This is a genomic window from Capnocytophaga canis (assembly GCF_000827555.1).
Classification (GTDB): domain Bacteria; phylum Bacteroidota; class Bacteroidia; order Flavobacteriales; family Flavobacteriaceae; genus Capnocytophaga; species Capnocytophaga canis.
Window position 1 is genome coordinate 1 of sequence record NZ_CDOI01000175.1, and the last position, 23,315, is coordinate 23,315.

A 23,315-nucleotide genomic window follows, 5' to 3' on the forward strand; every position below is an offset into this window, starting at 1 on the left:
CCCCCCCCCTACCACTTCGTACTCATACGTACCCGCAGGAGAGGCTGTTACAGTGAATGTACCTTTACCTAAACAACTGTACATCACGGTGCTAACATTAACTTCTGGAGATGGAATATCTGTTATCGTAACAGGAATTGCAATTTCACATTTAGCACTATCTCTCACATACACATTTCCTGAACCGGATAAATATACAACATTTGAAGTTGTATAGCTACCACCTTCTGACTTATACATATAGCCCGTACCAGTTCCTCCGCTGACGTTATTAATATGAACTTTGTATCGTTTTGGTGAATTGGTAGTGTCGCACGATTTGTCTTCCACCACCCCAGCAAAAGCTTTCAACGTATTTTCATCTTCTCCTATTTCAATTGGATTGACATACGTACAAACTCTTGAACCTTGTGTGATAATAACTTCTAGTTCATATTTCCCTTGTACAATTCCCTGAGCATAGATTCCAGAAGCGTTCTCAAATGTTTGCACCCGAGTTCCACTTTGTAAACGATGTAATCGTGTGATTATGTCTTGAGGATGTGCTGTTGTAAACGTTACGGAAACAACTCCTGAAGTGTCTCCACAAGCTACGTTTTTCACATTAATAGCATAGTCCGTAATCCCCTCTGGTCTAATCATTTCCCCTGGAGAAACCGTCTCGGCATAGGCTCCATTTGCGTCTTTTACAACGAAAATATATCTTCCCAGCTGAGTAACATGTACATCTTGATCCACTTGCACACTTCCCTCTGGAATGGTAGCAATGAATGCTGTATCAGGAATAGAAGTGTAATCAGGATAACGTTGTACCCCATCTATTTTCCATATAGCGAAGCGATACGGTGCTTTTCCTCCTTGTGCCCCGAAGCGAACTTTTACATTATTACAGTCACTCCATGAAAGCACCGTTGCTGTAGTTGTCAGATTTTTTCGTTCTTCAACTGTTGCTCTCAATATTGTTGAACAATTAGCTATACTTCCTGATTTCACTTCAATAGTATAAGTTCCAGGAACTGAAATTCCTCTTACTGTAATGTCATGACCTCCGTTATATTGGTCGTAAGTTATAATATTAGCAGCATTACTACTATCCAGATACGTCTGTCCATTCGGATCTTTAATTGTATATTGATAAATTACGCCCTCGGTAGCCATCTTCACATTGAAATGTCCAGGTTGATAGTTGGTAATATGCCCCACAGGTTGTACAACTTCCCCTGACAATCCGTTCATAAACACCTCAAAATAATAGTGAGCTTCACAGCCATTGGCTGAAGAAACTTTCAATCGGTAGCGTCCAGCAGCATTAACTGTAAAAGAACTTCCTGTAGCTCCCGGAATAGCTTCCCAACAATCGTTATCATAGTTCTGACATCTGCCATCATTTGGCGGTGAACAGGTTGCTCTAAAGCGTTGCCACTGAATGTTCGAATCGCGGAAATTTACGGTAATCACTTTGGAAGGTTCATTACATAGGATGAAATGACTCGTCCAACGTCCATCGGCGCCACAAGTAGCACCTCCGTTTGCCAATGCTCTGATAGGATCAGCCGTTAAATTTGAGCTAAACGACTCAAAACGAATAATTTCCTGACATGTTACCGTAATGTTACCTCCAAGGGTAGGATCTGAACAGACCGTGGTTTTCTCCACCATGTACTCCGCTGCTTCTGTGGCTATATAGGAACTTCCTGTTGCTGATGGAATCTCTACTCCATTCTTGAACCATTTGTAGGAAGTAAAACCAGGTTTTGCTTTCAATTCTAACGAAGAACCAACACAGAATAACTCCGAACGAATGTCATTTTTCGTTGAAATTTGGATCGGATTAACTCCCGTTTTAGTTTGTATTCCCGCAGCACACAACTGATTATCTCTTTGATATTCAATTCGATACTTAGCTCCAAACATATTCATACAAGGCGCTCCGATTTCTGCATAAGTTGCATTCATCGTAAGTGGAATATAGATAACTCTATCGCCACTATTACCTTTTAATATCTCTTTTGGCAACACAAACGTGTAAACCCTACCAACATTGGTGTAAGTTGGCGTCTGGGGCAAAGTTGTAGGTTGATAGGTTGGAACACCTATATTAATATATGGATTAGCTGAAAAGTCGACTGTCAAAGTGGCGGTTGCCAAATCATCTAATCCCACATTTTTATATACTATTTTATATTGGAAGCCCTCATTCAATGCTAACTTACGATTCAATACATTTCCATTACCATCAATATAATCAGCTTGGATGTCTAACGCTAAAGCATTTGATTTAACCTCCACATTGAAAGTGCAAGTACTTGTATTCCCTGAAGTATCGGTGAAAACATAGGTTACGGTATGGACTCCAATCGTGAACCTATCACCGCTCTGATGGGTTTGCGTGTATGTGAGCCCACAAGTATCGGTAGCAGTTACTGTTCCCCAAGTCACAATCGCATCACACGAATTAGCTGAGGCATTTACTACAATGGGTGACGTTGGACACCCTGAAATTACTGGAGCTGTTGTGTCAGGAATGAAAGCTACAGTTACAGGAGGGGTTAAGCCTACAGCAACACCACAGATTGAAGTATCTTTTAAGGTGTATTCTGCCTGAAACTGTGTACTTGTCATTACCGTTTGAGTGATAGTAGCTCCGGTTCCTATGCTTTCAAGAGAACCATCTGTTTTAATTTTAAACCATTCAATATTGAACAATACCTCTGAGCCACTAAAAGTCAATTTGACTACATCTCCGTTACAAGGATTTTGACTCTGTGGAGCAACAATAATTCTCGGAGGAGCATATGTATCCGCTTTTACACGAACATCATAATTACTCACCGTACACTCATGACTCAATTTAACTATATAATCTCCATCGGGTAAATTCCTAAATACATGACTATCTACCTCTGAATCAGCATCATATGTAGCAGACGCCACTTCTGTACCATCTTGTTTGTAAAGAGCGAAAGTTAAAGGATAGCGAATATGCTCTCTGTTTTGAACATAAACGATTGCCATACCTGTTCCAGCAGCTGTTCCACAGGAAGTTCCTGAGGCATTCACTTGCAGAGGCTCCGTTTTAGCAATCTTCAATTCTTTCTCGATCTCCACTTGCAGTACCGACCCTCGGTGAATCTCTTGACCATTAGGACGTAGCGAATTGGCATATTCAGGAATCAATGTATATCCTGCCACTCCCATAACATTGGTAGGAGCCAGAGGTTCCAGAATATAGTTTGAACCACTTCTTTTCCACACGGCATGTTTGTCATAAGAAAAACTATAGGCTCGGACGCGGTACTCTCCTGGCTCCAGTCCTGTAAATTTTCCTTTTGGAGCATTCATATCCAACCGCTGTGATGTAATCCATCTATAGGTTCCATTAGCATTTTTCTTTTCCAGGATAATAGGAGCCCAAAGTACAGATCCTCTACGAAGATTACTTCCCATAGAGTATTCAATTTCAGAGGCTTCACAACCTAACACTGGCTTTACGTAATTTTCTCCCAGTGTCATTCCTTCATCAAAATTAATCTCTCTACTATACGTATCTCCACATCGGTCTTCTACTGTAATTCTATAAATTCCTTTAGGAAAATCCCCATACATGACGTTGTTGTTTACAACCGCTTCATTAAGAATTGTCTTTTTCACAGGAAAAACAATACTTCGCTGATGCTCCACGCCATTGTCAAGCGGCAAGGAAGTGTTAAAAGTCATGGTATAAGTTCCTCCAGGAGGAATTGCTGGAGTCGCCCCTGGAACAGAAATAGGTTCAATAGTCACTGTTAAAGGATAGTTAAAACTTACCGCTGAAATCCATCTTCTGAACGATACGGTATTTTCAAACAATCCTCTACCCACATATAACGAATTAAAAAAATCCTGTATCTTAATCTGTGCTGAAGATTGGAAACTTAGCATACCTTGTGGAGCATAACATGATTGCGAACCTGTTTTTTTGTACACCACTTTATAATGACCTTCACCTATATTTGTCACATCAACAACGTCATGACGGCTATTCCATACAAGAGTTGATTCTACATCATGAGGCATGTACAAAGGATGCCCTATAGGAATAGCAACTTGTGTCTTTCGTCTCCATCCTGTTGTAGCGTCAATATTTGCAGATCCTGTACCTTCCCACTTATAAATCTCAAAGTAGTACCCCTCCTTACCTTGATTGTACAACTCATCATCTGTCAAAAACAGTCCTAAATCTTGATACCATTCATACTTGTGATACCCTGCAGGATCGGCAGGATTTGCAGCATTAGGAAATTCTACTTTCTGATAGTAAGGAGCTACGTATAGCAATTTCCGATTTTGACATAACTCATCCAAATGAGAATAGTTAGCCATTCCAATAGGAGGACCTCCTCCCACTGTCCGTAAGTACATTGGATCCATTGGGGTTAATACAAATTTTTCTTGAATAGGCTCTGTACCAATGTTTACAGTAACCTCAATCTCATCACCATCCTCAAACACATAGTCTGAGACAAAAGAGTTATATTCTTGTACAACATTGTAACCAGCGCTAAATGAAGAGGTGATATCATACTCAGCCTGTTCAACGACATTCCCCGAAGCATCTCTTTTAGTACGCTTTACAATGGCTACTCCCGAATTCTCCCTTATATATTTATGTACAGGAGCCATATTTCCATCATCTTCTCTTCGAATTCGGAAAGAGATTCGGCGTTTACAATCCATATTGGTTTGAATACGGGATTGCCCATCCATTTTCACAATTTTAACGCAATTCACTGCTAAGTCAACGGCAGGAATGGTTACACGTTCCCTACGAAGCTCACAGTTAGGCGTTGTACCTGTCATATCCTGAACATTGACAAACACTGGTTGATTTTCAGCCAATGGGTGTGTAGCATTCCCTTGTACTGTAATGTTTAAGTCGGAATTTGCACTCGTCCGTGTAAAAATCTGTGCAGGAACAAGCACATTTCCTGACAAATCCGTGATTGACACAGCAAAACTAGGTCCTTTCCCTGTGTTTCTAACAATGGTAAAAGCCACCTTGGCATCATTATTATTATTACAAGACGGAGGTGTTATCTTCCATTTTATCAACTCTGTACTGGTGTAAGTAACAGCTATAGTTACAGTTTTAGGCTGAGATCGCACCCAACCATTTTCATTGATGACTGTAACGGTGTACACCCCAGGTTGCAATGACCCAAAAATATGTTCAGAAGAAGTAAACTCCTGTGTTTTAGTAGGCGGGACTCCTGGAACAGATGGTTGCTGAAGTTCTACGGTCAATTGTGCTGGGGCATAATTCCCCGCCCCTAAACTGACTTTTAGTTTTGAGTCCGAATAGCAATCGCCTAACTCAGGCGTAACCGTGAAGTCATTCAATTCCTGTGACTTAGCGATAAATGCTGTGAACAATAAAACAATTGTTAGTAAAAATCTATTCATAAATATGATATAATATTGAAACAATTAAGCACACAAAGTTATATGTAAAATTCAGAATTACAAAAAAAATATTTCTACCAACTGACAATCTTACAAGAAAAAAAATCATAAATTAGTCCACAAAACACATTAAATTCACACCTATTTCTGATTTTCATTGAATTAAAAACAATTTTGACACCACAAAAACTGATATTCATCAACAGAAAGCCCTTTCTATTTTTAACGTAGCTGACCTTTTTTTTAACATTCAATCTTTCCATTTTAACGAAACAGAAAATAGTTTTTTGCTTATTCTAAATTATTTGTATATCTTTGCTGGGAGTCTACTACATTTCATTAAATTACACCATATTAATATTATATATACATAAAAATATGTCGCAAGAAAATTACCGAGTTTTTAACTCCATCTTAGATAACGATTTCTACAAATTCACGATGCAGTGTGCTGTCGTTAAGCTATTTCCTAACACTAAAGGACGATACAAATTCATCAATCGTGGCAAACATGAATTTCCAGAGGGTTTTGCTCAAGCGATGCAACAATCTGTAAATCAAATGTCTCAATTGAAACTTACCAAAGAAGAAAAGGCTTTTTTGAAAGCATCATGCCCATACCTCAACCCTGCGTACATTGACTTTTTAGAGGGATATAGGTATGACCCTTCAGAAGTAAAAATCACCCAAAACGGTAGCGATTTTCAAATGGAAGTAGAAGGACTTTGGTATCGTACCATTCTTTGGGAAGTGCCTTTGTTGGCAATGGTTAGCGAACTGTACTACAAATTGACGAATGCCACACAATGGAGCGATGGTCAAATCATTGAAAACACCATCGAAAAGGTAAAATTCTACGAGAATTTAGGCGTTGTTTTTGCAGAATTTGGAACACGTCGGCGCCATTCGTACTATGTACATAACTTGGTTATGCAAACGCTTACTAAATCACAAAAATACAACTTTTCAGGTTCAAGTAACGTACATTTGGCTATGAAATACCAAGTGAAACCTATTGGTACACACGCTCATGAATGGTTTATGTTCCATGCCGCTGAATATGGCTACAAAATGTCCAACGCCCTTTCATTGGAACATTGGGTAGATGTTTTCCGTGGCGACTTAGGCATTGCTCTTTCAGACACTTACACTACGGATGTATTTTTCAAACAATTCGATAAAAAATTCAGTAAACTCTTTGACGGTGTACGACACGACAGTGGCGACCCTATTGTTTTTGCTGAAAAAACCATTGAACACTACAAAAAATTCGGCATTAATCCTCTGTCGAAATACATTATTTTTTCCGACGGACTCAATCCAGAGAAAGTAAAATCAATCGCTGAAGCATGTAAAGGAAAAATCGGAATTTCATTTGGAATTGGAACAAACTTAACCAATGACGTAGGACTTCGACCGATGAACATCGTAATGAAACTTACGGAAGTATTGACACGTGATAACGAATGGGTATCGACTGTAAAACTATCTGATGAACCTAACAAACATACGGGCGACCCGAGAATGATTGAATTAGCTAAAGAGCTACTTCAAATTAAATAATTAAAAATGAAATCACTATGAAAAATAAGTGGATTTATTTACTGATGGCACTCGGTGCTACGATGGCATTTACACGTTCATTTTTTAAGGGTTACGAACAGCTTCTGCTCATCGGAGGGATGGCTTTACTGATGTTTGGAATTTACAATATTTCAAGAAAATTGAATTCAAAAACGTCTGATCCCTACCCTATGCCTCAGAAAGAAAAAACCATACCCTACCCTCACTCTAAAATAGAGAGTGAGGTAAAGACCGAAACACAGCAACAACAAGAAAAGAAATAAACGAACAGAATAAGATTAGCTAAAAATTGAATATAGGTGACCACATAGAAGTTTTAGACGATACTATTCGGGGAAAAATCGTTAAAATTAAAGATCAAGAAGCTACAATTTTAACTACTGATGGCTTTGAATTGATATTTCTACTTTCGGAATTGGTAAAAATCAATGAAAACAACATGATTCGCGTACCTATTTCAGATATGAATCATGATTTTCTAGCTAAGAATATCGAAAAAAAGAAAAAAATCATTCCACGGAAAGATAAAAAAATCCCACCAATGGAAGTAGATTTGCACATTCACCAACTCACCAATTCCACCAAAAATATGACTAACCACGACATGCTTACCCTACAACTAGAAACGGCTCGTCGGCAACTGGAATTTGCTATTGAAAAACGTATTCAGAGAGTAGTTTTCATCCATGGTGTGGGCGAAGGTGTTCTACGTACAGAATTGGAATATTTATTAGGAAGATACCCCGTAAAATTCTACGATGCAGAGTATGCAAAATATGGCATTGGAGCTACGGAAGTGTATATTTTTCAAAACGCTAATTAACAATAGCTTAAAACCAAAAACAGATGCTAAATTCATATGACGATATTTTCAAAAACAACAAAAAATGGGTAGAAAAAAAACTGAAGGAAAACCCGAGCTTTTTTAAAGAATTAGCAGAAACTCAAAACCCTGATTATCTGTACATTGGCTGTTCCGACAGTCGTGTTACGGCAGAAGAACTTATGGGGATGAAACCAGGCGAAGTTTTTGTACATCGAAACGTAGGAAATATCGTTAACAATATTGACATGAATGTAGCTGCTGTGATTCAGTACGCGGTTGAGCATCTGAGAGTTAAACATATTATTGTCTGTGGGCATTATGAATGTGGCGGAGTGAAAGCTGCAATGATTCCACAAAACATGGGATTGCTAAACCCTTGGCTAAGAAACATTCGTGATGTTTATCGTTTACATCAAGTTGAACTGGATCGCATTGATGATGAACAACTTCGCTACGATCGTTTGGTGGAACTCAACGTACAAGAACAGTGCATAAATGTCATCAAAATGGCGTGTGTGCAAGAGCGATATATCATTGAAGAGTATCCAATTGTTCATGGATGGGTTTTTGATCTGAAAAATGGCAATCTAATCGACCTTCAAATTGACTACAAACGGATTATGAAAGACATCCAAAAAATCTATGATTTGACCAATTGCAAATGGATGATGCAACACAAAAAATAATTAAAACACAATATATCAACTAATTAACTCTAATATTTTCCAAGGAACTCCACTATCATTGTTATCATAGTCGGTAATGAAAGAAGCTATTTTCTTTACTTCTTCATGTGCATTTTTCATCGCATAACTGAATTTAGCTTGTGCCATCATTTCAACATCGTTCATCTGATCGCCAAAAACCAAGGTTTCTTCTGGAAGAATTCCCCACATTTTTTGTAAAATAGACACAGCAACCCCTTTATTTACCTCCTTGGCTGTAATGTCAAGCCACATATCCCCTGATATAACCACTTTAAAATCACATTCATAAATTTTCAATTTAGGGTACGAATTCTGTTGTGAACCTTTTTCATCACAAACAGTCACTTTCAATATGTCATCATCTACCATATTAAAATCTGTAACATGTTCAATAGCTGGATAATGAAGATAAATTTCCTCGTAAAGTCGGATATTTTCTGTTTTCACATAAGCCTTTCTTTTACCACAAAGAGCCACCGCAATCCCCTCTATGGATTCACAAGTTTCTAAAATTGGCTTCAACAAAGTTTTTTCAATTGAATTTTCGTGCAACACTTTATCTTGATATTTAACCAAAGCACCGTTGTCAGAAGCAAAAGCTATCTGTTGTTGAATCGGTGCAAACAACTGCTCTAAACTCTGTATTTGTCGTCCACTTGCCGCACAAAATCGTATATCTTTTTGTTGAATCAATTTAAAAACTTCCCAAAAAAGAGGTGGAATTTCTTTGAATTTATTGACCAAAGTTCCGTCAATATCGGATACAATTAATTTTATCATCATTTATTTTTTTTTGTAAATATACTATATTTCGAGGTATATTATTATCAACACTTCGTCAAGAATTAATATGAATCATTGATTTTCATAAAACAAGCACAAAAAACAGATAACTAATTATAAATAAGCACTTTGTCACTAAAAATCAAATAAATTTTCGGAGTTATCCATAGCCAAAGGTACTATATTTTCTACATTTGAGCAAATGGGGAAGAATCAACTTTTAAAACTTAAATGACTTTCAGGAAAATGCGAATCGGGATTCCACCTTATTTTTGAAAAGAATTTGATTTTATGAGTTTTAACGTCAATTTGACACAAAAAAATATTAAAGAAAGGTTTTAGTTTTTGCCTCAAGCTATGTATCTAAATCCCACACAATCACTTCCTTTGTTTGAGGAAAACATACGTAAATCACCTTTTTTATTTTTCTTTTTTCCTACAAAAGTCCAAAGTTGGCTACACCAAGCCACTTCGTTAGGTTTCATCAATTTATAAAGATTTGTATTTACTTTGTTTTAGTTTGATTTCTTAATTAAAATTCGCCAAAACAGACAGCACTTTTTTTAATAATAACATATTCAATTTCAGCAACATGAAAAAATAAATACACTTCTTGCCAAAAGCAAGAGAATTTTGGTAAGGATGTACGAATGTAGGTCAGAATTATGGTCGCCGATGAATTGGCGTTTGCTGTTTTTACAAAGATATTTTTGTTTTTCGTAGATTTTTTTCCGCTTTTTTTTACTACATTTGTGTGTTGACAATTGGGATGTGGAATTTAATTGTTATTTGCTTTCAATAAAATCACTACATTTTTCCTTGATTGTCAGTTTTTTATGTCATCATATTTTTAAAAAAAACACGACCAATTTGTATTATGCCAATCGTTATACTAACCATATGTGTTGTTTTTATCGTATATACATTATTTGGTTTAATCAAGAATGTGCAATTGGATAAAAGACAGAAAGTGACTTTTGCTTTTTTGATTTGTGCGTTTCCTCTATTAGGTTCGTTCATCTATGTATATTCAAAAATTTTATTTATTAAGAAGTAAACCAAAAAAGAAAATGATAGATGCCTTGCTTCCTTATAAAAATTTTGACGCTTGGTAGCTTAATACGCAATTTAGAATTAAAATAAATTACTTTTGGTATATCAAAAAAAATCATTATCTTTGTACCTAAATTTTAACGTTAAATTCTATCTCAAATGAAAAAAGTATTATTGGTAGCTCTTATGGGGGCATTGGCAGTTTCTTGCGGAAACACAGAAACAAAGAAAAAAGAGGAGTCTTCTGTAACTCACAATCACGAGCATGTAGCTCCTGAAACACCTTCAAATTCTACAGCTAAACATGTTGAAAATGGGACAATTGTTTTGGAAGGTACGGATCAAATGACGTTCAACCTTTCTGAAATTAAGGCAAAAGCAGGAGAAAAGGTTACATTAACCTTAAAACACGTTGGTAAAATGCCTGTAACGGTTATGGGACACAATTTTGTATTGCTAAAACAAGGCACTGACGTGGCGGCTTTTGCAGCTGAAGCATTGAAAGCAAAGGATAGTGACTATGTTCCTGCGGGAAGTGATGCTGTAATTGCACACACAAAAGTAATTGGCGGTGGAGAAGAAACTACTATCACTTTTGACGCTCCTGAAGCTGGAACGTATGATTTTATCTGCTCGTTCCCTGCTCACGCAGCTATGATGAAAGGTAAATTCATTGTTGAATAATTTACTTATTAAATAACACACATTTAGGGCGCTGTCCGAAAAGTAAACAATTGCAAGATTCAGCCATTTGATCTGGCTGACGAGGCAAGGTTTTCTTGTTACATTCAAGATACGTTTATATGTTTTTTTAACTTATAAATTCTTCTTTCATGCAAAACAGTAAGGAGTTATTCGTTAAGTGCATATACAGGTATACTGAAAATATCACAACAAGATTATAACTTTTCGGACAGTTTCTTTTATTTGTAAATAACCGATACTATTTTGTCAATTTCCAAAAAAAGTGTACTTTTGGGCATTATTTCCATAAGAGAATAACTTTATGAGTGCCGAAACAATGACAGTAGAAAACAATGTACTTCCGCCAAAAGGCAAACCGAAATGGATTCGTGTGAAACTTCCCACAGGAAAAAAATATACTGAACTTCGAGGGTTAGTTGATAAATACAGTCTTAATACCATCTGTACCTCAGGAAGTTGCCCAAACATGGGAGAATGTTGGGGTGAAGGAACGGCTACGTTTATGATTTTAGGAAATATATGTACACGTTCTTGCGGGTTTTGTGGCGTAAAAACAGGACGTCCTGATTCTTTGGATTGGGAAGAACCAGAAAAAGTGGCACGTTCAATCAAATTGATGAACATAACACATGCCGTTATTACCTCCGTGGATAGAGACGATTTGAAAGATATGGGTAGCATCCTATGGGCAGAGACCGTAAAAGCCATCCGAAGAATGAGTCCAAAAACTACTTTAGAAACCTTAATCCCTGATTTCCAAGGCGTAGAAAAGAATATTGATCGTATCGTAGCCGTAGCTCCCGAAGTAATTTCACACAACATGGAAACAGTTCGACGATTAACACGTGAGGTACGTATTCAAGCAAAATATGACCGCAGTTTGGAGGTACTTAAATATCTTAAAAGCAGTGGAGCTCATCGCACAAAATCTGGAATTATGTTGGGATTAGGCGAAACGGAAGAAGAAGTAATCGAAACGTTACACGATTTGAAAGCAGCAAATGTGGATATAGTTACAATTGGACAATACTTACAACCTTCAAAAAAACATTTACCTGTAAAACAATTTATTACACCTGACCAGTTTGCGAAATTTAAACAAATAGGCGAATCATTAGGTTTCCGTCATGTGGAAAGTGGTGCTTTAGTACGCTCTTCGTACAGAGCTCATAAACATGTTTTATAAGAATCATATAATTAAACTAAGCAGGAAAGAGCTACTGACATCCCTTCAAAAAAATACAAAATACTGTATTTCAAATAATTGAAAAGTTATAAAGAATAGTTTCTTTTTCATCCGGCTATTCTTTTTACACTTACCACATTAGTTAGAAGAGAGAGTAAGCAATACTGAGGAGTAATTCGTTAGAAATATAATCAATGTTCAAAACAATGGTTTTAAGAGTGTTTTTTAAACATACTTTTTTATTAAATCTACGGAAGAACACTATGAATAAACGGTATTACACCCTTGATTTTTGTATTTTTAAAAGAACCTCTTTACAAACTTCTTTTAATCTCAGAACGAAGCTATCTGTATAGAACTAACTTTTCTTTTAAATACGTAAAACAGCTTCTAAGTGATTGATGCATGATAGTTTCCATTGTCTTGAAAATAGGTAAATGTATTAAGTAAAAAACTGATGCTATAGCAAGTAGCTAAGCGTAACCTGTTATAACAAAAAACTCTGAAATGGCGTTCGTTTGTTTGAGTCTAATGATACATAAATCGAAAGCGTTGCTCACCATTTCTTGTCTCATTTTTTACAATATGGTTAGATTATATGCTTGACATTTTTTATTCGTTTTGGATATAAAACAAGAGTTATAGCGAAACTAATTCCACTACAACCCTTAGTAAGTTCATAACTCACAATATTTTACACAGTTTTTAAACACAATTCCACCCATTGCGTGAATTATAATCAAGTCTTTATTTGAATAAAATCATTTAAACTTTCGGTAGCCTTGACAGTTGTTTCCGAACTGACAGTAGCTGAAAAATTATCAATGTCAAGATGTTTGACCATTAAGAACGATTTTCCCGATAATGTAATGTGCATATTTTCAACTTTTGTTGGAGTATCTACTAAGATAGTACTTTTCGTACCTTCAATAGTTATATTTTTATAATCTTTTGTTTTTCGTTCTTGTTGTAATGTGATATGAGATTCGTTCATACATATGTCCAACGAAACGTTTTCTACGGAAGGGTAGGCATCTAGCGTAAAGTTGCTTTTATCTAATGTTAATGACTGTAAATCAGGGGTGTGAACTTGAAAGAAATAAGTGTATTCCAAGTTTTTTTCTGTTTTTATATTCTCATAAGAAACTATAAGTGTATCCTGATGATGGATAAATTTAGGTCGGGGAGCTGATTTGTCCTGAGGAACGAACGCAAAGGCAGAATCCGAGGATGCGAATGCTAATTGCATGTTGTGATAACTTCCTACAACTTTCAGATGTTTGAAAGGTAGTAACTTTTCAGGAACATAGTCATAAGTGTATTTATTGAATACTTTCGGAGCTTTTTTATTTTCTACATTTTTGAGCAGTGTCAAAAAAACAGGAAATAGCAATAGCGTTACTCCAAGTCCCATAAGAATTTTATTACTGGTTTTCATCTTGTTTAGTTTTTAATTGTTGTTTAAATACTTGAAATTTAGGTTCTAAATCATTTAGTTCTATTCCCAAAGTGTGCAATGTGTTGAAAAAAGTAGGTAATTCATTCTCAAGAAAATCCGCTTGTCGGAAGTTTTTAGCTTGTTGCTTTCCTTCTTTTTCAACGAAGTAGCCAATCCCTCGCTTATCGATGATAATTCCGTTAGTTTTTAGTACTTCGTAACTTCGAGCTACTGTATTGGGGTTTACAGTCAATTGTACTGCTAACTCTCTAACACTCGGTATTTTAGTTTCAGGGAGCCATTCATCTAACAGAATTTTCTTGCAGACAAATTCTGCTATTTGTAAATAAATGGCTCGTCCAGTATCTCTAATTTCCATAGGCTATCGTATTTCTTTTTCCTTAAATTTAAAATAAGATAATGTGTACAACATAAAAATTCCGATATAGAATAACAGGGTTAATAACAATTTTATATTTTCTGAATTTTTGTGAATAGCATAATAGCCCATTCCTTCATCTGCTTCCACCCCCAATACAGTATCAAAAAAAATACTGCCATATTCTCCTAAAATTGAATTCAAAGCTATCATAAAACAAATCCATAAAAAGAAAGAAAAAGTAGTGAAAAACATGGAAAATTTATTAAAAAACAGTACTCCTGCAAAGAAAATAGACTGTGCCATCAGACAAATAACTGTTCCTATTCCAATAAAATGGCTAAATGAAGGTAGTCCAAAATCTTCTGGAGCATACGTATTTACAAAGTTCAATTTATCCACTATTTGAGCTGAAATATAATACAAAATTCCATACAGGATTGTGAAAAAGATAAAGAACAAAACACAATAGATAAACCATTTAACCAACCATTTCTGAGTTGGAGTAGCAGGAATTAACCATTCGTAAATAGCTGATTTTCTTTTCTTAAAATCCCTAAAAGCGATGTAGGGAGAGATGATAGCCCACACAAATATTGTGACTATATAGGGCATCAAAAAAGCCTCCGTAGAGAAAAAGAAATATCCTGTATCTACTGAATTTATCCAACTGACATAACAATAGTAGGATATCACACCTATACTTATGAGTAATGCTACTATCGTAAAAAATATAAAAAACGTACGTTTCTCCGTCCATTCCTTGCGGAGTAATAGTCCAATTTGTTTCATGGGGTATTGTTATTTTGAGTTAAACCATTGATTTATTTGTTCAGAATTAGTAGTTACGGCTTTGTAAAGCAATTCCAAATCCACCCGATTTTCGGTATTCTCATGATTGGGAAGTACCATTACATTGCCAAAGAAATTGGTTTCAGCATAAAAAGCCTTGCTCAGCTCAGCTTTATTTTCTGAAATTTTAAAATTTAGTTTCTCAGAAATCGTTCGTACAGATTGATTGAATAATATTTTTTCATTATCCAATACTATCACGCGGTCGATAAGATTTTCTAAATCTTTAGCTTGATGTGTACTGATGATAAAATAGCGATCATCATTCATCTGTTCAGCAAGTATTTTTTGAAATTGAGTTTTACCCATAATGTCGAGTCCGTTTGTAGGTTCATCCATCAGTACAATAGCAGTATTCGTTGCTAAGGCAAAGCTAATCAGGACTTTTTTGCGCTGTCCAAGGCTCAGTTTATTAATCTGACTTTCTGAGGGAATTTCAAATCTATTTAAAAATTCAAGGAATTGTACCGTATCAAACTTTGGATAAAAAGGAGCGATGGTTTTTTCATATTGCCGAATCGAGATATCAGGCAGATATACTTCATCGGTAATTAGAAAAATTTCCTGTAGGAATTCCGTCTGTCGCTTCTTAGGTTCAAATCCCAACATCTCCACTTTTCCTTTGTGAGGAAACAATAACCCTGTGAGGTTGTACAACAACGTGGTTTTCCCGACCCCATTTTTTCCAAATAATCCACAAATTTGTCCTGCTTCAATCTGCAAGTTCAAATTTTGGAATACAACTTTCTTGTGGAAAGAAAAATCTAAATTTTGAATTCGTATCATACATAAACTGATTTAGTGTTCTACTTAACTAATACACTGCAAAAGTATATTGAAAAAATGAAACCTCCAAATATTTTGAGATTTATTTTAAAATATTTTCAAAACACCTCACCATTGTACCATTCGACAAATAATTGTTTAATTCATTTAAAATATGTATTTTTGTGGGGTTAACTATAAAAAACAGTAATACAATGGCAAACGTAGAAAAAGTAAAATGCCTAATAATTGGCTCAGGTCCAGCGGGATACACTGCGGCAATCTATGCCTCACGTGCCAATATGTCTCCTGTTTTATACCAAGGAGAACAACCTGGAGGACAGCTGACCACTACCAATGAAGTTGAAAATTTTCCTGGATATCCAAAGGGAATTACAGGTCCTGAAATGATGATTGAACTGCAACAACAAGCAGAGCGTTTTGGTGCTGAAATAAGAAACGGATGGGTGACAAAAGTCGATTTTTCGCAAACACCTCATAAAGTTTGGGTAAACGAAACACACGAAATCCACGCTAAAACTGTTATCATCGCTACAGGAGCTTCTGCAAAATATTTAGGTCTGCCTTCCGAACAACATTACTTAAAGATGGGAGGTGGCGTTTCTGCTTGTGCCGTTTGCGATGGATTTTTTTACCGAAAACAACAGGTTGCTATCGTAGGAGCTGGAGATTCGGCATGTGAGGAAGCTTTGTATCTATCTAACATATGTGAAAAAGTAACCATGTTAGTGCGTCGTGATGAGTTTCGTGCGTCGAGAATCATGAAAGAACGTGTGCTAAAAACGCAAAACATAGAAGTGCTTTTCAATACCGAAACAGAAGAAGTTTTAGGTGATGGTCAGGTAGTTACGGGGATTAAAGTTCGTAATAATCAAACGAATGAAATCTCTGAAATACCTGTAACAGGATTTTTCGTTGCAATTGGACATAAGCCAAACACCGATGTTTTCAAGGAGTTTATCACTTTAGATGAAGTGGGGTACATTAAAAATGTGCCAGGAACTTCTGAAACCAACGTAAAAGGAGTTTTCGTAGCAGGAGATGCCGCTGATAGTCGCTATCGTCAAGCTATCACAGCTGCTGGTTCAGGGTGTATGGCAGCTTTAGATGCCGAACGCTACTTAATGACCTTAGAATAAAAATCTCTTCGGATTATTTTCCTGAGATATGGATTTACTTCGGTAAGAGAGTGCAAATTAATTCTTTGATACGAAGTAGGTTATGTAAAAAAAAGGCAATACTTAATTGAAATAGAAACTTTGTCAAATTCTTTTCCGTTTTTCAAAATTGAGAAAAAATTGACAAAGTTTTTTAGTGCTTTAATCAGCCTCACCACAGATTTAAAAACCAACACATGTTTAGCAGAGCAGAAGCAAAAAAACTACGCGAAGAATTTTGGACTTCTTTTGGCAAGTCATTTCCTCGAAAATGGGTGCTTTATGACACTAAAATTAAAGATTTCAGTTTTAAATTCTATTTTGACCAAAAAAAAGCAATGGTAACACTTGATATCGAAGATAACAATTTAGAAAACAGGTGTTTATACTACAATAAAATGCTTTCCCTGAAACAGATTCTTTTAACAGAATATCTGCCTGATGCTATTTTCGAAGAAACTCATATACTTCCTAATCAGAAAGGAATCAGTCGAGTTTACGTCCAAAAATACGGTGTGAATATCCATAACAAGGACAGTTGGCGTGAGACTATGGAATTTTTGTACCGTACAATGAGTCAATTTGAATCCTTTTGGTTTGAATATGAAGATGTTATTAAAGAGTGATATTGTTTACTTAAGGTATTATAAAACTCGTAACACATTTTCCTTCACCCATCCTATTTTTCCATCTGCCAAACGGATTTTTATCCATTCGTTAAGGGTTTCGATAATTTCTACCTTTGTACCTTCATGCAGAATAAATACTTCTGAGCTATACGCATTGGGTTCAGCAAAAACACGGATGGTTTTCTCGAATAGAATTGCATATTTCTCATTCACATAGTTTTTATAGTGGAAATTTGCTATGAAATAGGTGCCTACAGCAGTTACTATGCAAACAAGAGTAAGTGTGAAAAATATGCGTTTCAAGATTGTTGAAGGGGTGAAAAAGTAAATCAAAAAGCATATTACAAAAGCAAAAACACTCAAAATAGGAAAAATAGCCCATGTACTGAGTGAAAATAATGAAGTAATACGGTTTGATAACTGTGTGTACCACGTTTTGGGTAATGGAGTGATAACATCAACCGTCATTTGGTTGGCGAATACTAGATTATTACGAGCATCCTCGTTGTCAGGATTGAGCTTAAGAGCTTTTTCGTAGTAGTAAATACTTTTTCCTACTTGATTCAGCTTGTAATGAGCATTTCCTAAGTTGTAGTATAGTTCTGAGGATTCATATCCCGAATCTAAGATACTCATGTACGATTCTATAGCTCCTTTAAAATCGTTCGTGTTGTAACTTTCTGTAGCCTTAGAAAATAACTTTTCATTGTCCTGTGCAAGGCTCGTTCCCAGTCCTAAAATAAAGAAACTAATGTTCAATATATATCGTAATTTCATAGTATTTTTTATGTTATTTCTTTAATATTTTTGTTTTATTCGAACACAATATCTTACTTTATCTGCTTATCAAGCTCAGAGAGTACCTGTACTGATAGCTCATAATCTTTCTCCAATGAAGCAACAGAATGAGCCTGTGAGTAACGGGCTAATTCGCAGTTTTTCAATAAGCTAATAAATGTTTCCAGCGTAGAGGCTTTCACTTGTTTTTCTTGTAGCAGTGAGCTGATTTTTTCCTTACTCATTTCGTAGGTTTCAATTTTCAGTTTAGCTTTCAAATAGTTGTGAAAAGCTCGTTCTAGTGCTTCATAGAACGTATCTTTGTCCGTTATTCTCTGTTTTGCTTCACTTAAATACTTCTTGGCTAAACGGTTTGCTTTACGGATTTTGTTTCCTTCCACATCGCCTTGTCTTTTTTGCTGGAATCGTTGCCAGAATAAAGCTATTGGTATAGCGAGTAGGGGTAAAAATAGCCACCAATAATAAGCCGATGTACTGAAAAAAAGAGGCTGATCTATTGGTTGTAAATTTGGATTGAGTTGTAAAAATCGGAACTGATTTCCTAAATTTTGTACGCTTTGTTTTACTATTTCTCCCGTGCTTTGAATTTCTTTGGCAGGAGTTCCTGCAATATCAAGGAGAATATCTTCTGTTTTAACGGTATGATACTTCTGTGTACTTGGGTTAAAGTAGGAAAACGAAGTAGCTCCTACGGGATATTTTCCTCCATATTGAGGCACAATTGTATAAGTTTGCTCTACCGTTCCTCGCATTCCCGAAAGGGTGGTGTTGACGTTGTCCTTTTGCTCAGGGTTGTAGACCTCCAAAGATGAAGGGAAAGTAAGTTTAGGTAAATCAAATAGTTTCAAGTTCCCATTCCCCGAAACTTGTACTTTAATTTGAGTCGATTCTGATGCATTCAGCTCTTTGCGGGTTGCGTTTACCTCAAAAGTAAAATCACCCACAGCTCCTGAAAAATCATCGGGTTTTCCTTCTTCGGGAAGCTCACGAACGTTAAGTACTCTATTCCCAGAGCTAACTCGCTGTACGGATTGTTGCATAATGTTTCTGCCGAAAAAATCGCGTTGTTGCGTAGGTACAGCCAAAACTGCATCCACTGATAGTGGTTCCAAGGTAATTTTTCCTGTTTTTTGTGGATATAGCACCATCTTTTTTATGGTCACACAACGGAAATTTTTTCCTTGGTAGGTGCAATTATCTACCTCATACTGCGACATGGCCATCCGTATTTCTTGACTCCAAAAGTTAGGAAATTTTGGAACATCCACAACTCTTAAATCATTCAATGCAACTTGTCCACCCACATAAAGTTTATAGATTACGCTGATTCCTTCGTTCAGATATGGATTTCCTTTTGAAACTTCTGCTACCAAAAACAAATTGTCTTTAATAAGGTCAGTGGTCGGTTTATCCAACGAAGGTGTTTCTACTGCTTTCGTAACACTTATTTCAACTGGCTTTGTGGTATAGGTCTTTCCACCAATATCAATACTCGCCCCTTGAATAGTGAATTTTCCCTCAGCAGTAGGTTGCAAGGTATAACTAAATGATTTTGAGAAAGTTCTCACCCCATTCATCCACATATCTGAAACCGATTGCGAAGGCCCCATAACTACTGTGAACCCTTTAAAGTCAGGAGGGGTAAAATTATCTCCATTTTTGTTCATTGTGAAGTCGATACGCAAACGTTCATTTACTCCCAATTTGTCTTTGCTGACCTTGGCAGTAAATTCTACTTCTTGAGAGTGTAACACACTGAAAAATAAGCTAATAATAAATAATATGCGATGTTTCATATTTTTTCTTTATTTCTAATTGTATAGATGACAAAACCTTAAAGCCAATCAACTCCAACTTATTGATTAGTAGTAAATAGAAGCTATTACCAATCTTTTTCTGATTTGATACGCTCACCTTTTACCTTTTTAGCGTTAATTTTCTCCTGAACTTTCCGATCTTCGTTATTCATAGCCTCTAAAATACGCTCCATCTGCTGAGGCGATAGTGACGCAGGAGTGTTTTTGCCTTCACCCTTATCTTTGTCATTCTTGCCATCTTCAGGATTATTGGGTCTATCTTGGTTGTTGCCTTTATCTTGATTTTTATCTTCTTTATTGTCGTCCTTCTCTTTGTCCTTATTGTTTTTGTTATCTTGATTATCTTTATTCTCCTCCTTTTCGTTTTCTTTGTTATCTTGCTTATTATCCTTATTCTGGTCTTTGTTTTCCTCTTTATTTTGACTGTCTTTGTTCTCGTCGTTTTTGTTTTCGTTGTTATCTTGTTTATTGTCTTTATTATCTTGACTTTGAGGAGGATTTTTCTTCAACATCTCTTTAGCAACAGCTAAGTTATAGCGAGTTTCTTCGTCGTTAGGATTATTTCGTAATGCTTCTTGATATGCCTGTACAGCTTTTTCATATGCCTTTTCTTTCATAAATGTATTCCCTAAGTTATGGAAGATTTGATGTTTTTCGGCATGACTTACCTCTGCTGAAGTGGACGCATTTTTCAATCGGTAGAAAGCTTCGTCGTAGCTTTTTTGTTTATAGTACATCGTCCCTAAATTGTACTGAGCAATGCCGTTTTCTTTGTTTTCAGCAATTGCATTTCGATATTCAACCTCTGCTTGAATAGGTTTATCGCTGTTGAAAGCCTTGTTTCCCTTTTGAGTATATTTTTCAGACCTATTTTTTGCTTCTTCAAGAGTTTTCTTAGTTTGTTCTTCTCTGTTTTGAGCAAAAGTTATGAAGCCTGTTAATAAAAATACAAATAATAAAATCCGCATCATTCTATTTCTTTTCGTTAAACAAATTGAGTTTTTTTACCCACAGGGTTTTACGTTCAAAAATAAATAAATCGAAAACCAATAGTAACAGAGCCACCGCCAAAAACCATTGGAATTGATCTTGATAATCAACAAATTTTTGAGTTTCAAATTCGGTTTTTTGAGTGCCATCTAAAATGGTTATAAGTTCATCAATCGTTTCCTTTGTATTTTCGCCGTTTATGTATTTTCCGTTGGCATTTTCTGCGATTTCTTTTAGTAGATTCTCGTTCAGTCGAGAGATGACTACCTCGCCATTCTTGTCACGTTTGTAGGACTGAGTTACGTTACCTTGCTTGATTGGGATAGGGCCTCCTTTTTCAGTTCCTATACCGATGGTATAGATGCTTACTCCTTGATTAACAGCTTCTTCCGAGACTTCCAAAGCTCCCATTTCATGATCTTCACCATCAGAGACGATTATCAAGATTCGTGCCGTTTCCTGCGTATTGTCGAAATAACTGCATGTCATTCGTATTGCCTCTTGGATTGCCGTCCCTTGTGAGGAAAGCATATCGGTGTCCATACTTTGCAAAAACATTTTGGCAGCCGAATGGTCAGTTGTCAAGGGTAACACCGGATAAGCACTGGCCGCATACGCTACAATTCCTACTCGGTCGCCTTTCAGTTGATTTAGAGTTTCGGACACTAATCGCTTAGCCTTTTCCAATCGATTGGGAGCCACGTCTTCCACTAGCATACTCTTAGAAACATCAATAACAAAAAACACGTCCACACCTTCTCGTTTAACAGTTTCGAGTTTCGTTCCTACTTTTGGATTTGCTAATGCTACGGATAGAGCCACGATTACAACAGAAAGTATTCCTAACTTTAACAACGGTTTAAAGCGTGAACGATCGGGAGCTAAACGTTTTAGTAGATTCTCATCGGAAAATTGTTTTTGTTGTCGTCTCATCCGGATGCGGGAGATAGAAAACAATAAAAATAGTACCCCTACCGATAAAATGAGCCACAAATATATTTTTTCGTCTATGTGTATCATGACACGATTTATTTCTTATCTAATTATTTTACTTTTTAAGTATTTCGTAACTATTTGGTTTACATGTTTTTTTTCTACGAATAGATATCAAAACCTTAAATTTCGTTCCTGAAAATGGAGTGCTTCAATAAAAATTCTAATAGCAATAAAAAGACTCCAATTAGAGCTAAAATTCGAAACTTTTCTTCCACCTTTGTGTATTTGAATTCTTCAATTTCAGTAGTTTCCATTTTATTAATTTCTTCGTAAATCTCTTCCAATTTTTTGTTATTGGTAGCTCTAAAGTATTTTCCCTCAGTAGTTTGAGCTATTTTTTTCATCAGTGGTTCATCAATGTTTACTTGAGTCATTCGGTAAACGAAACTTCCGTCAGCATTTAAAGCATAAGGAGATAGAGCCATTCCATTAGTTCCGATACCAATTGTGTACACCTTTATGCCAAACTCAGCAGCCATTTCAGCAGCGGTTTGTGGGTCTATAAACCCTGTGTTGTTCACTCCATCGGTAAGTAGAATGATGACACGGCTCTTTGCTTTGCTGTCTTTCAACCGGTTTACGGCAGTAGCGAGTCCCATACCAATGGCAGTTCCATCTTCTATTTGTCCGTAAGTAAGAGCATTTATTGCGTTGATTATCACTGATTTATCACTTGTTACAGGTGTCTGAGTGTAACTTTCTCCTGCGTAAACAACCAAACCAATTCTGTCCGAAACTCTATCGCGTACGAACTGCGATGCTACTTTTTTCAATGCTTCAAACCGATTTGGCTTTAAATCTTGTGAAAGCATACTGGACGACACATCAATTGCCATCACGATGTCGATTCCTTCAGTAATCTTGGTTTTAGCAGATTCTGAGCGAGTTTGTGGACGAGCTAATGCTATTATAATCAACGTTATAGCTAATATTCGCAACGCAAATAATAAATGATACCCAAAGGTTGTCCATCCGCTTTTTTGCTTAAAAATGGCGGCTGATGAGAGGGTTAGTGTTGGTCTTGATTTTTTGTATGTATAAACATACCATAAGACTAACAAAGGAATGATTGCCAATAACCAAAAGAAGATTGGATTTGCAAAAGTTATATCTTTAAACATACGTTAATTCTTAAAATCATTTTTCTTACATATTTTTTGATGATATAAATCAACATTCCATGAGGA

Annotated in this window: 20 protein-coding genes; 8 read left to right on the forward strand and 12 right to left on the reverse strand. The window is 36.2% G+C overall.

The genetic code is table 11. The features are described from left to right. A partial coding sequence (locus CCAND38_RS09200; RefSeq protein WP_042344985.1) for an HYR domain-containing protein occupies positions 1-5,442 on the reverse strand: 5,442 nt, incomplete at its 3' end. A gap of 378 nt (positions 5,443-5,820) precedes the next feature. On the opposite strand from CCAND38_RS09200, the gene pncB reads away from it, so the two are divergent. Genes pncB through CCAND38_RS09220 form a run of 4 tightly spaced genes read left to right on the forward strand, consistent with a single transcriptional unit; the run spans position 5,821 to position 8,538 of the window. Then, the gene (gene pncB, locus CCAND38_RS09205; protein ID WP_042008596.1) at positions 5,821-7,005 is read left to right on the forward strand and encodes a nicotinate phosphoribosyltransferase; all 1,185 of its coding nucleotides are present in this window, start codon (positions 5,821-5,823) and stop codon (positions 7,003-7,005) included. Between the two features lie 17 nt (positions 7,006-7,022). Then, the gene (locus CCAND38_RS11400) at positions 7,023-7,289 is read left to right on the forward strand and encodes a hypothetical protein (RefSeq protein ID WP_052458218.1); all 267 of its coding nucleotides are present in this window, start codon (positions 7,023-7,025) and stop codon (positions 7,287-7,289) included. 26 nt (positions 7,290-7,315) lie between these two features. Beyond that, complete coding sequence (locus CCAND38_RS09215) at positions 7,316-7,849, forward strand: DUF8465 domain-containing protein (protein ID WP_042344986.1); 534 nt, start codon at positions 7,316-7,318, stop codon at positions 7,847-7,849. A 23-nt stretch (positions 7,850-7,872) separates the two neighbouring features. Then, positions 7,873-8,538 (forward strand): carbonic anhydrase, encoded by a 666-nt coding sequence (locus CCAND38_RS09220; RefSeq protein WP_042008600.1) that lies wholly within the window; start codon positions 7,873-7,875, stop codon positions 8,536-8,538. A 15-nt stretch (positions 8,539-8,553) separates the two neighbouring features. Here the strand turns inward: CCAND38_RS09220 and CCAND38_RS09225 are convergent, their stop codons facing one another. Further along, the gene (locus tag CCAND38_RS09225; protein WP_042344987.1) at positions 8,554-9,339 is read right to left on the reverse strand and encodes a Cof-type HAD-IIB family hydrolase; all 786 of its coding nucleotides are present in this window, start codon (positions 9,337-9,339) and stop codon (positions 8,554-8,556) included. Positions 9,340-9,692: 353 nt separating this feature from the next. Next, on the reverse strand, positions 9,693-9,827 hold the full coding sequence (locus CCAND38_RS12140; protein WP_262481947.1) for a hypothetical protein: 135 nt from the start codon (positions 9,825-9,827) through the stop codon (positions 9,693-9,695). Between the two features lie 727 nt (positions 9,828-10,554). Here CCAND38_RS12140 and azu point away from each other — a divergent pair. Next, a complete protein-coding gene (azu, locus tag CCAND38_RS09235; RefSeq protein WP_042008605.1) occupies positions 10,555-11,079 on the forward strand; it encodes an azurin in 525 nt (174 codons plus the stop codon). 322 nt (positions 11,080-11,401) lie between these two features. Next, on the forward strand, positions 11,402-12,286 hold the full coding sequence (gene lipA / locus CCAND38_RS09240) for a lipoyl synthase (protein ID WP_042008607.1): 885 nt from the start codon (positions 11,402-11,404) through the stop codon (positions 12,284-12,286). A gap of 739 nt (positions 12,287-13,025) precedes the next feature. Here lipA and CCAND38_RS09245 read toward each other — a convergent pair. Genes CCAND38_RS09245 through CCAND38_RS09260 form a run of 4 tightly spaced genes read right to left on the reverse strand, consistent with a single transcriptional unit; the run spans position 13,026 to position 15,741 of the window. Then, a complete protein-coding gene (locus CCAND38_RS09245; protein ID WP_042344990.1) occupies positions 13,026-13,724 on the reverse strand; it encodes a hypothetical protein in 699 nt (232 codons plus the stop codon). Continuing rightward, the gene (locus CCAND38_RS09250; RefSeq protein ID WP_042344991.1) at positions 13,711-14,103 is read right to left on the reverse strand and encodes a GntR family transcriptional regulator; all 393 of its coding nucleotides are present in this window, start codon (positions 14,101-14,103) and stop codon (positions 13,711-13,713) included. The genes CCAND38_RS09245 and CCAND38_RS09250 overlap by 14 nt, the downstream gene beginning before the upstream one ends. A 3-nt stretch (positions 14,104-14,106) precedes the next feature. Next, positions 14,107-14,895, reverse strand: a complete 789-nt coding sequence (locus CCAND38_RS09255) for a hypothetical protein (RefSeq protein WP_042344992.1) — start codon at positions 14,893-14,895, stop codon at positions 14,107-14,109. Between the two features lie 9 nt (positions 14,896-14,904). Further along, complete coding sequence (locus CCAND38_RS09260; protein WP_042344993.1) at positions 14,905-15,741, reverse strand: ABC transporter ATP-binding protein; 837 nt, start codon at positions 15,739-15,741, stop codon at positions 14,905-14,907. A gap of 194 nt (positions 15,742-15,935) precedes the next feature. Here CCAND38_RS09260 and trxB point away from each other — a divergent pair, with 194 nt between their 5' ends. Next, positions 15,936-16,880, forward strand: coding sequence for a thioredoxin-disulfide reductase (gene trxB / locus CCAND38_RS09265; protein ID WP_042344994.1), 945 nt, complete (start codon positions 15,936-15,938; stop codon positions 16,878-16,880). Between the two features lie 215 nt (positions 16,881-17,095). Continuing rightward, entirely contained in the window at positions 17,096-17,524 is a 429-nt protein-coding gene (locus CCAND38_RS09270; protein WP_042344995.1) for a DUF4268 domain-containing protein, read from the forward strand. 18 nt (positions 17,525-17,542) lie between these two features. Here the strand turns inward: CCAND38_RS09270 and CCAND38_RS09275 are convergent, their stop codons facing one another. From CCAND38_RS09275 to CCAND38_RS09295, 5 genes are all read right to left on the reverse strand, one after another. Then, a complete protein-coding gene (locus tag CCAND38_RS09275; RefSeq protein WP_042008624.1) occupies positions 17,543-18,316 on the reverse strand; it encodes a tetratricopeptide repeat protein in 774 nt (257 codons plus the stop codon). A gap of 41 nt (positions 18,317-18,357) precedes the next feature. Next, entirely contained in the window at positions 18,358-20,121 is a 1,764-nt protein-coding gene (locus CCAND38_RS09280) for a BatD family protein (RefSeq protein ID WP_042344997.1), read from the reverse strand. 86 nt (positions 20,122-20,207) lie between these two features. Further along, entirely contained in the window at positions 20,208-21,113 is a 906-nt protein-coding gene (locus CCAND38_RS09285) for a tetratricopeptide repeat protein (protein ID WP_042008628.1), read from the reverse strand. Position 21,114: 1 nt separating this feature from the next. After that, complete coding sequence (locus CCAND38_RS09290; RefSeq protein WP_042008631.1) at positions 21,115-22,152, reverse strand: vWA domain-containing protein; 1,038 nt, start codon at positions 22,150-22,152, stop codon at positions 21,115-21,117. A gap of 95 nt (positions 22,153-22,247) precedes the next feature. Next, the gene (locus tag CCAND38_RS09295) at positions 22,248-23,249 is read right to left on the reverse strand and encodes a vWA domain-containing protein (protein ID WP_042008633.1); all 1,002 of its coding nucleotides are present in this window, start codon (positions 23,247-23,249) and stop codon (positions 22,248-22,250) included. Between the last annotated feature and the right edge of the window lie 66 nt (positions 23,250-23,315).

Coding starts and splice junctions, on each gene's coding strand:
- azu (WP_042008605.1), top strand. CDS start 10,555: ATGAAAAAAGTATTATTGGTAGCTCTTATGGGGGCATTGGCAGTTTCT.
- CCAND38_RS09255 (WP_042344992.1), bottom strand. CDS start 14,895: ATGAAACAAATTGGACTATTACTCCGCAAGGAATGGACGGAGAAACGT.
- CCAND38_RS09290 (WP_042008631.1), bottom strand. CDS start 22,152: ATGATACACATAGACGAAAAAATATATTTGTGGCTCATTTTATCGGTA.
- CCAND38_RS09270 (WP_042344995.1), top strand. CDS start 17,096: ATGTTTAGCAGAGCAGAAGCAAAAAAACTACGCGAAGAATTTTGGACT.
- CCAND38_RS09280 (WP_042344997.1), bottom strand. CDS start 20,121: ATGAAACATCGCATATTATTTATTATTAGCTTATTTTTCAGTGTGTTA.
- trxB (WP_042344994.1), top strand. CDS start 15,936: ATGGCAAACGTAGAAAAAGTAAAATGCCTAATAATTGGCTCAGGTCCA.
- pncB (WP_042008596.1), top strand. CDS start 5,821: ATGTCGCAAGAAAATTACCGAGTTTTTAACTCCATCTTAGATAACGAT.
- CCAND38_RS09250 (WP_042344991.1), bottom strand. CDS start 14,103: ATGGAAATTAGAGATACTGGACGAGCCATTTATTTACAAATAGCAGAA.
- CCAND38_RS09245 (WP_042344990.1), bottom strand. CDS start 13,724: ATGAAAACCAGTAATAAAATTCTTATGGGACTTGGAGTAACGCTATTG.
- CCAND38_RS09220 (WP_042008600.1), top strand. CDS start 7,873: ATGCTAAATTCATATGACGATATTTTCAAAAACAACAAAAAATGGGTA.
- CCAND38_RS11400 (WP_052458218.1), top strand. CDS start 7,023: ATGAAAAATAAGTGGATTTATTTACTGATGGCACTCGGTGCTACGATG.
- CCAND38_RS09260 (WP_042344993.1), bottom strand. CDS start 15,741: ATGATACGAATTCAAAATTTAGATTTTTCTTTCCACAAGAAAGTTGTA.
- CCAND38_RS12140 (WP_262481947.1), bottom strand. CDS start 9,827: ATGAAACCTAACGAAGTGGCTTGGTGTAGCCAACTTTGGACTTTTGTA.
- CCAND38_RS09225 (WP_042344987.1), bottom strand. CDS start 9,339: ATGATAAAATTAATTGTATCCGATATTGACGGAACTTTGGTCAATAAA.
- CCAND38_RS09285 (WP_042008628.1), bottom strand. CDS start 21,113: ATGATGCGGATTTTATTATTTGTATTTTTATTAACAGGCTTCATAACT.
- lipA (WP_042008607.1), top strand. CDS start 11,402: ATGAGTGCCGAAACAATGACAGTAGAAAACAATGTACTTCCGCCAAAA.
- CCAND38_RS09295 (WP_042008633.1), bottom strand. CDS start 23,249: ATGTTTAAAGATATAACTTTTGCAAATCCAATCTTCTTTTGGTTATTG.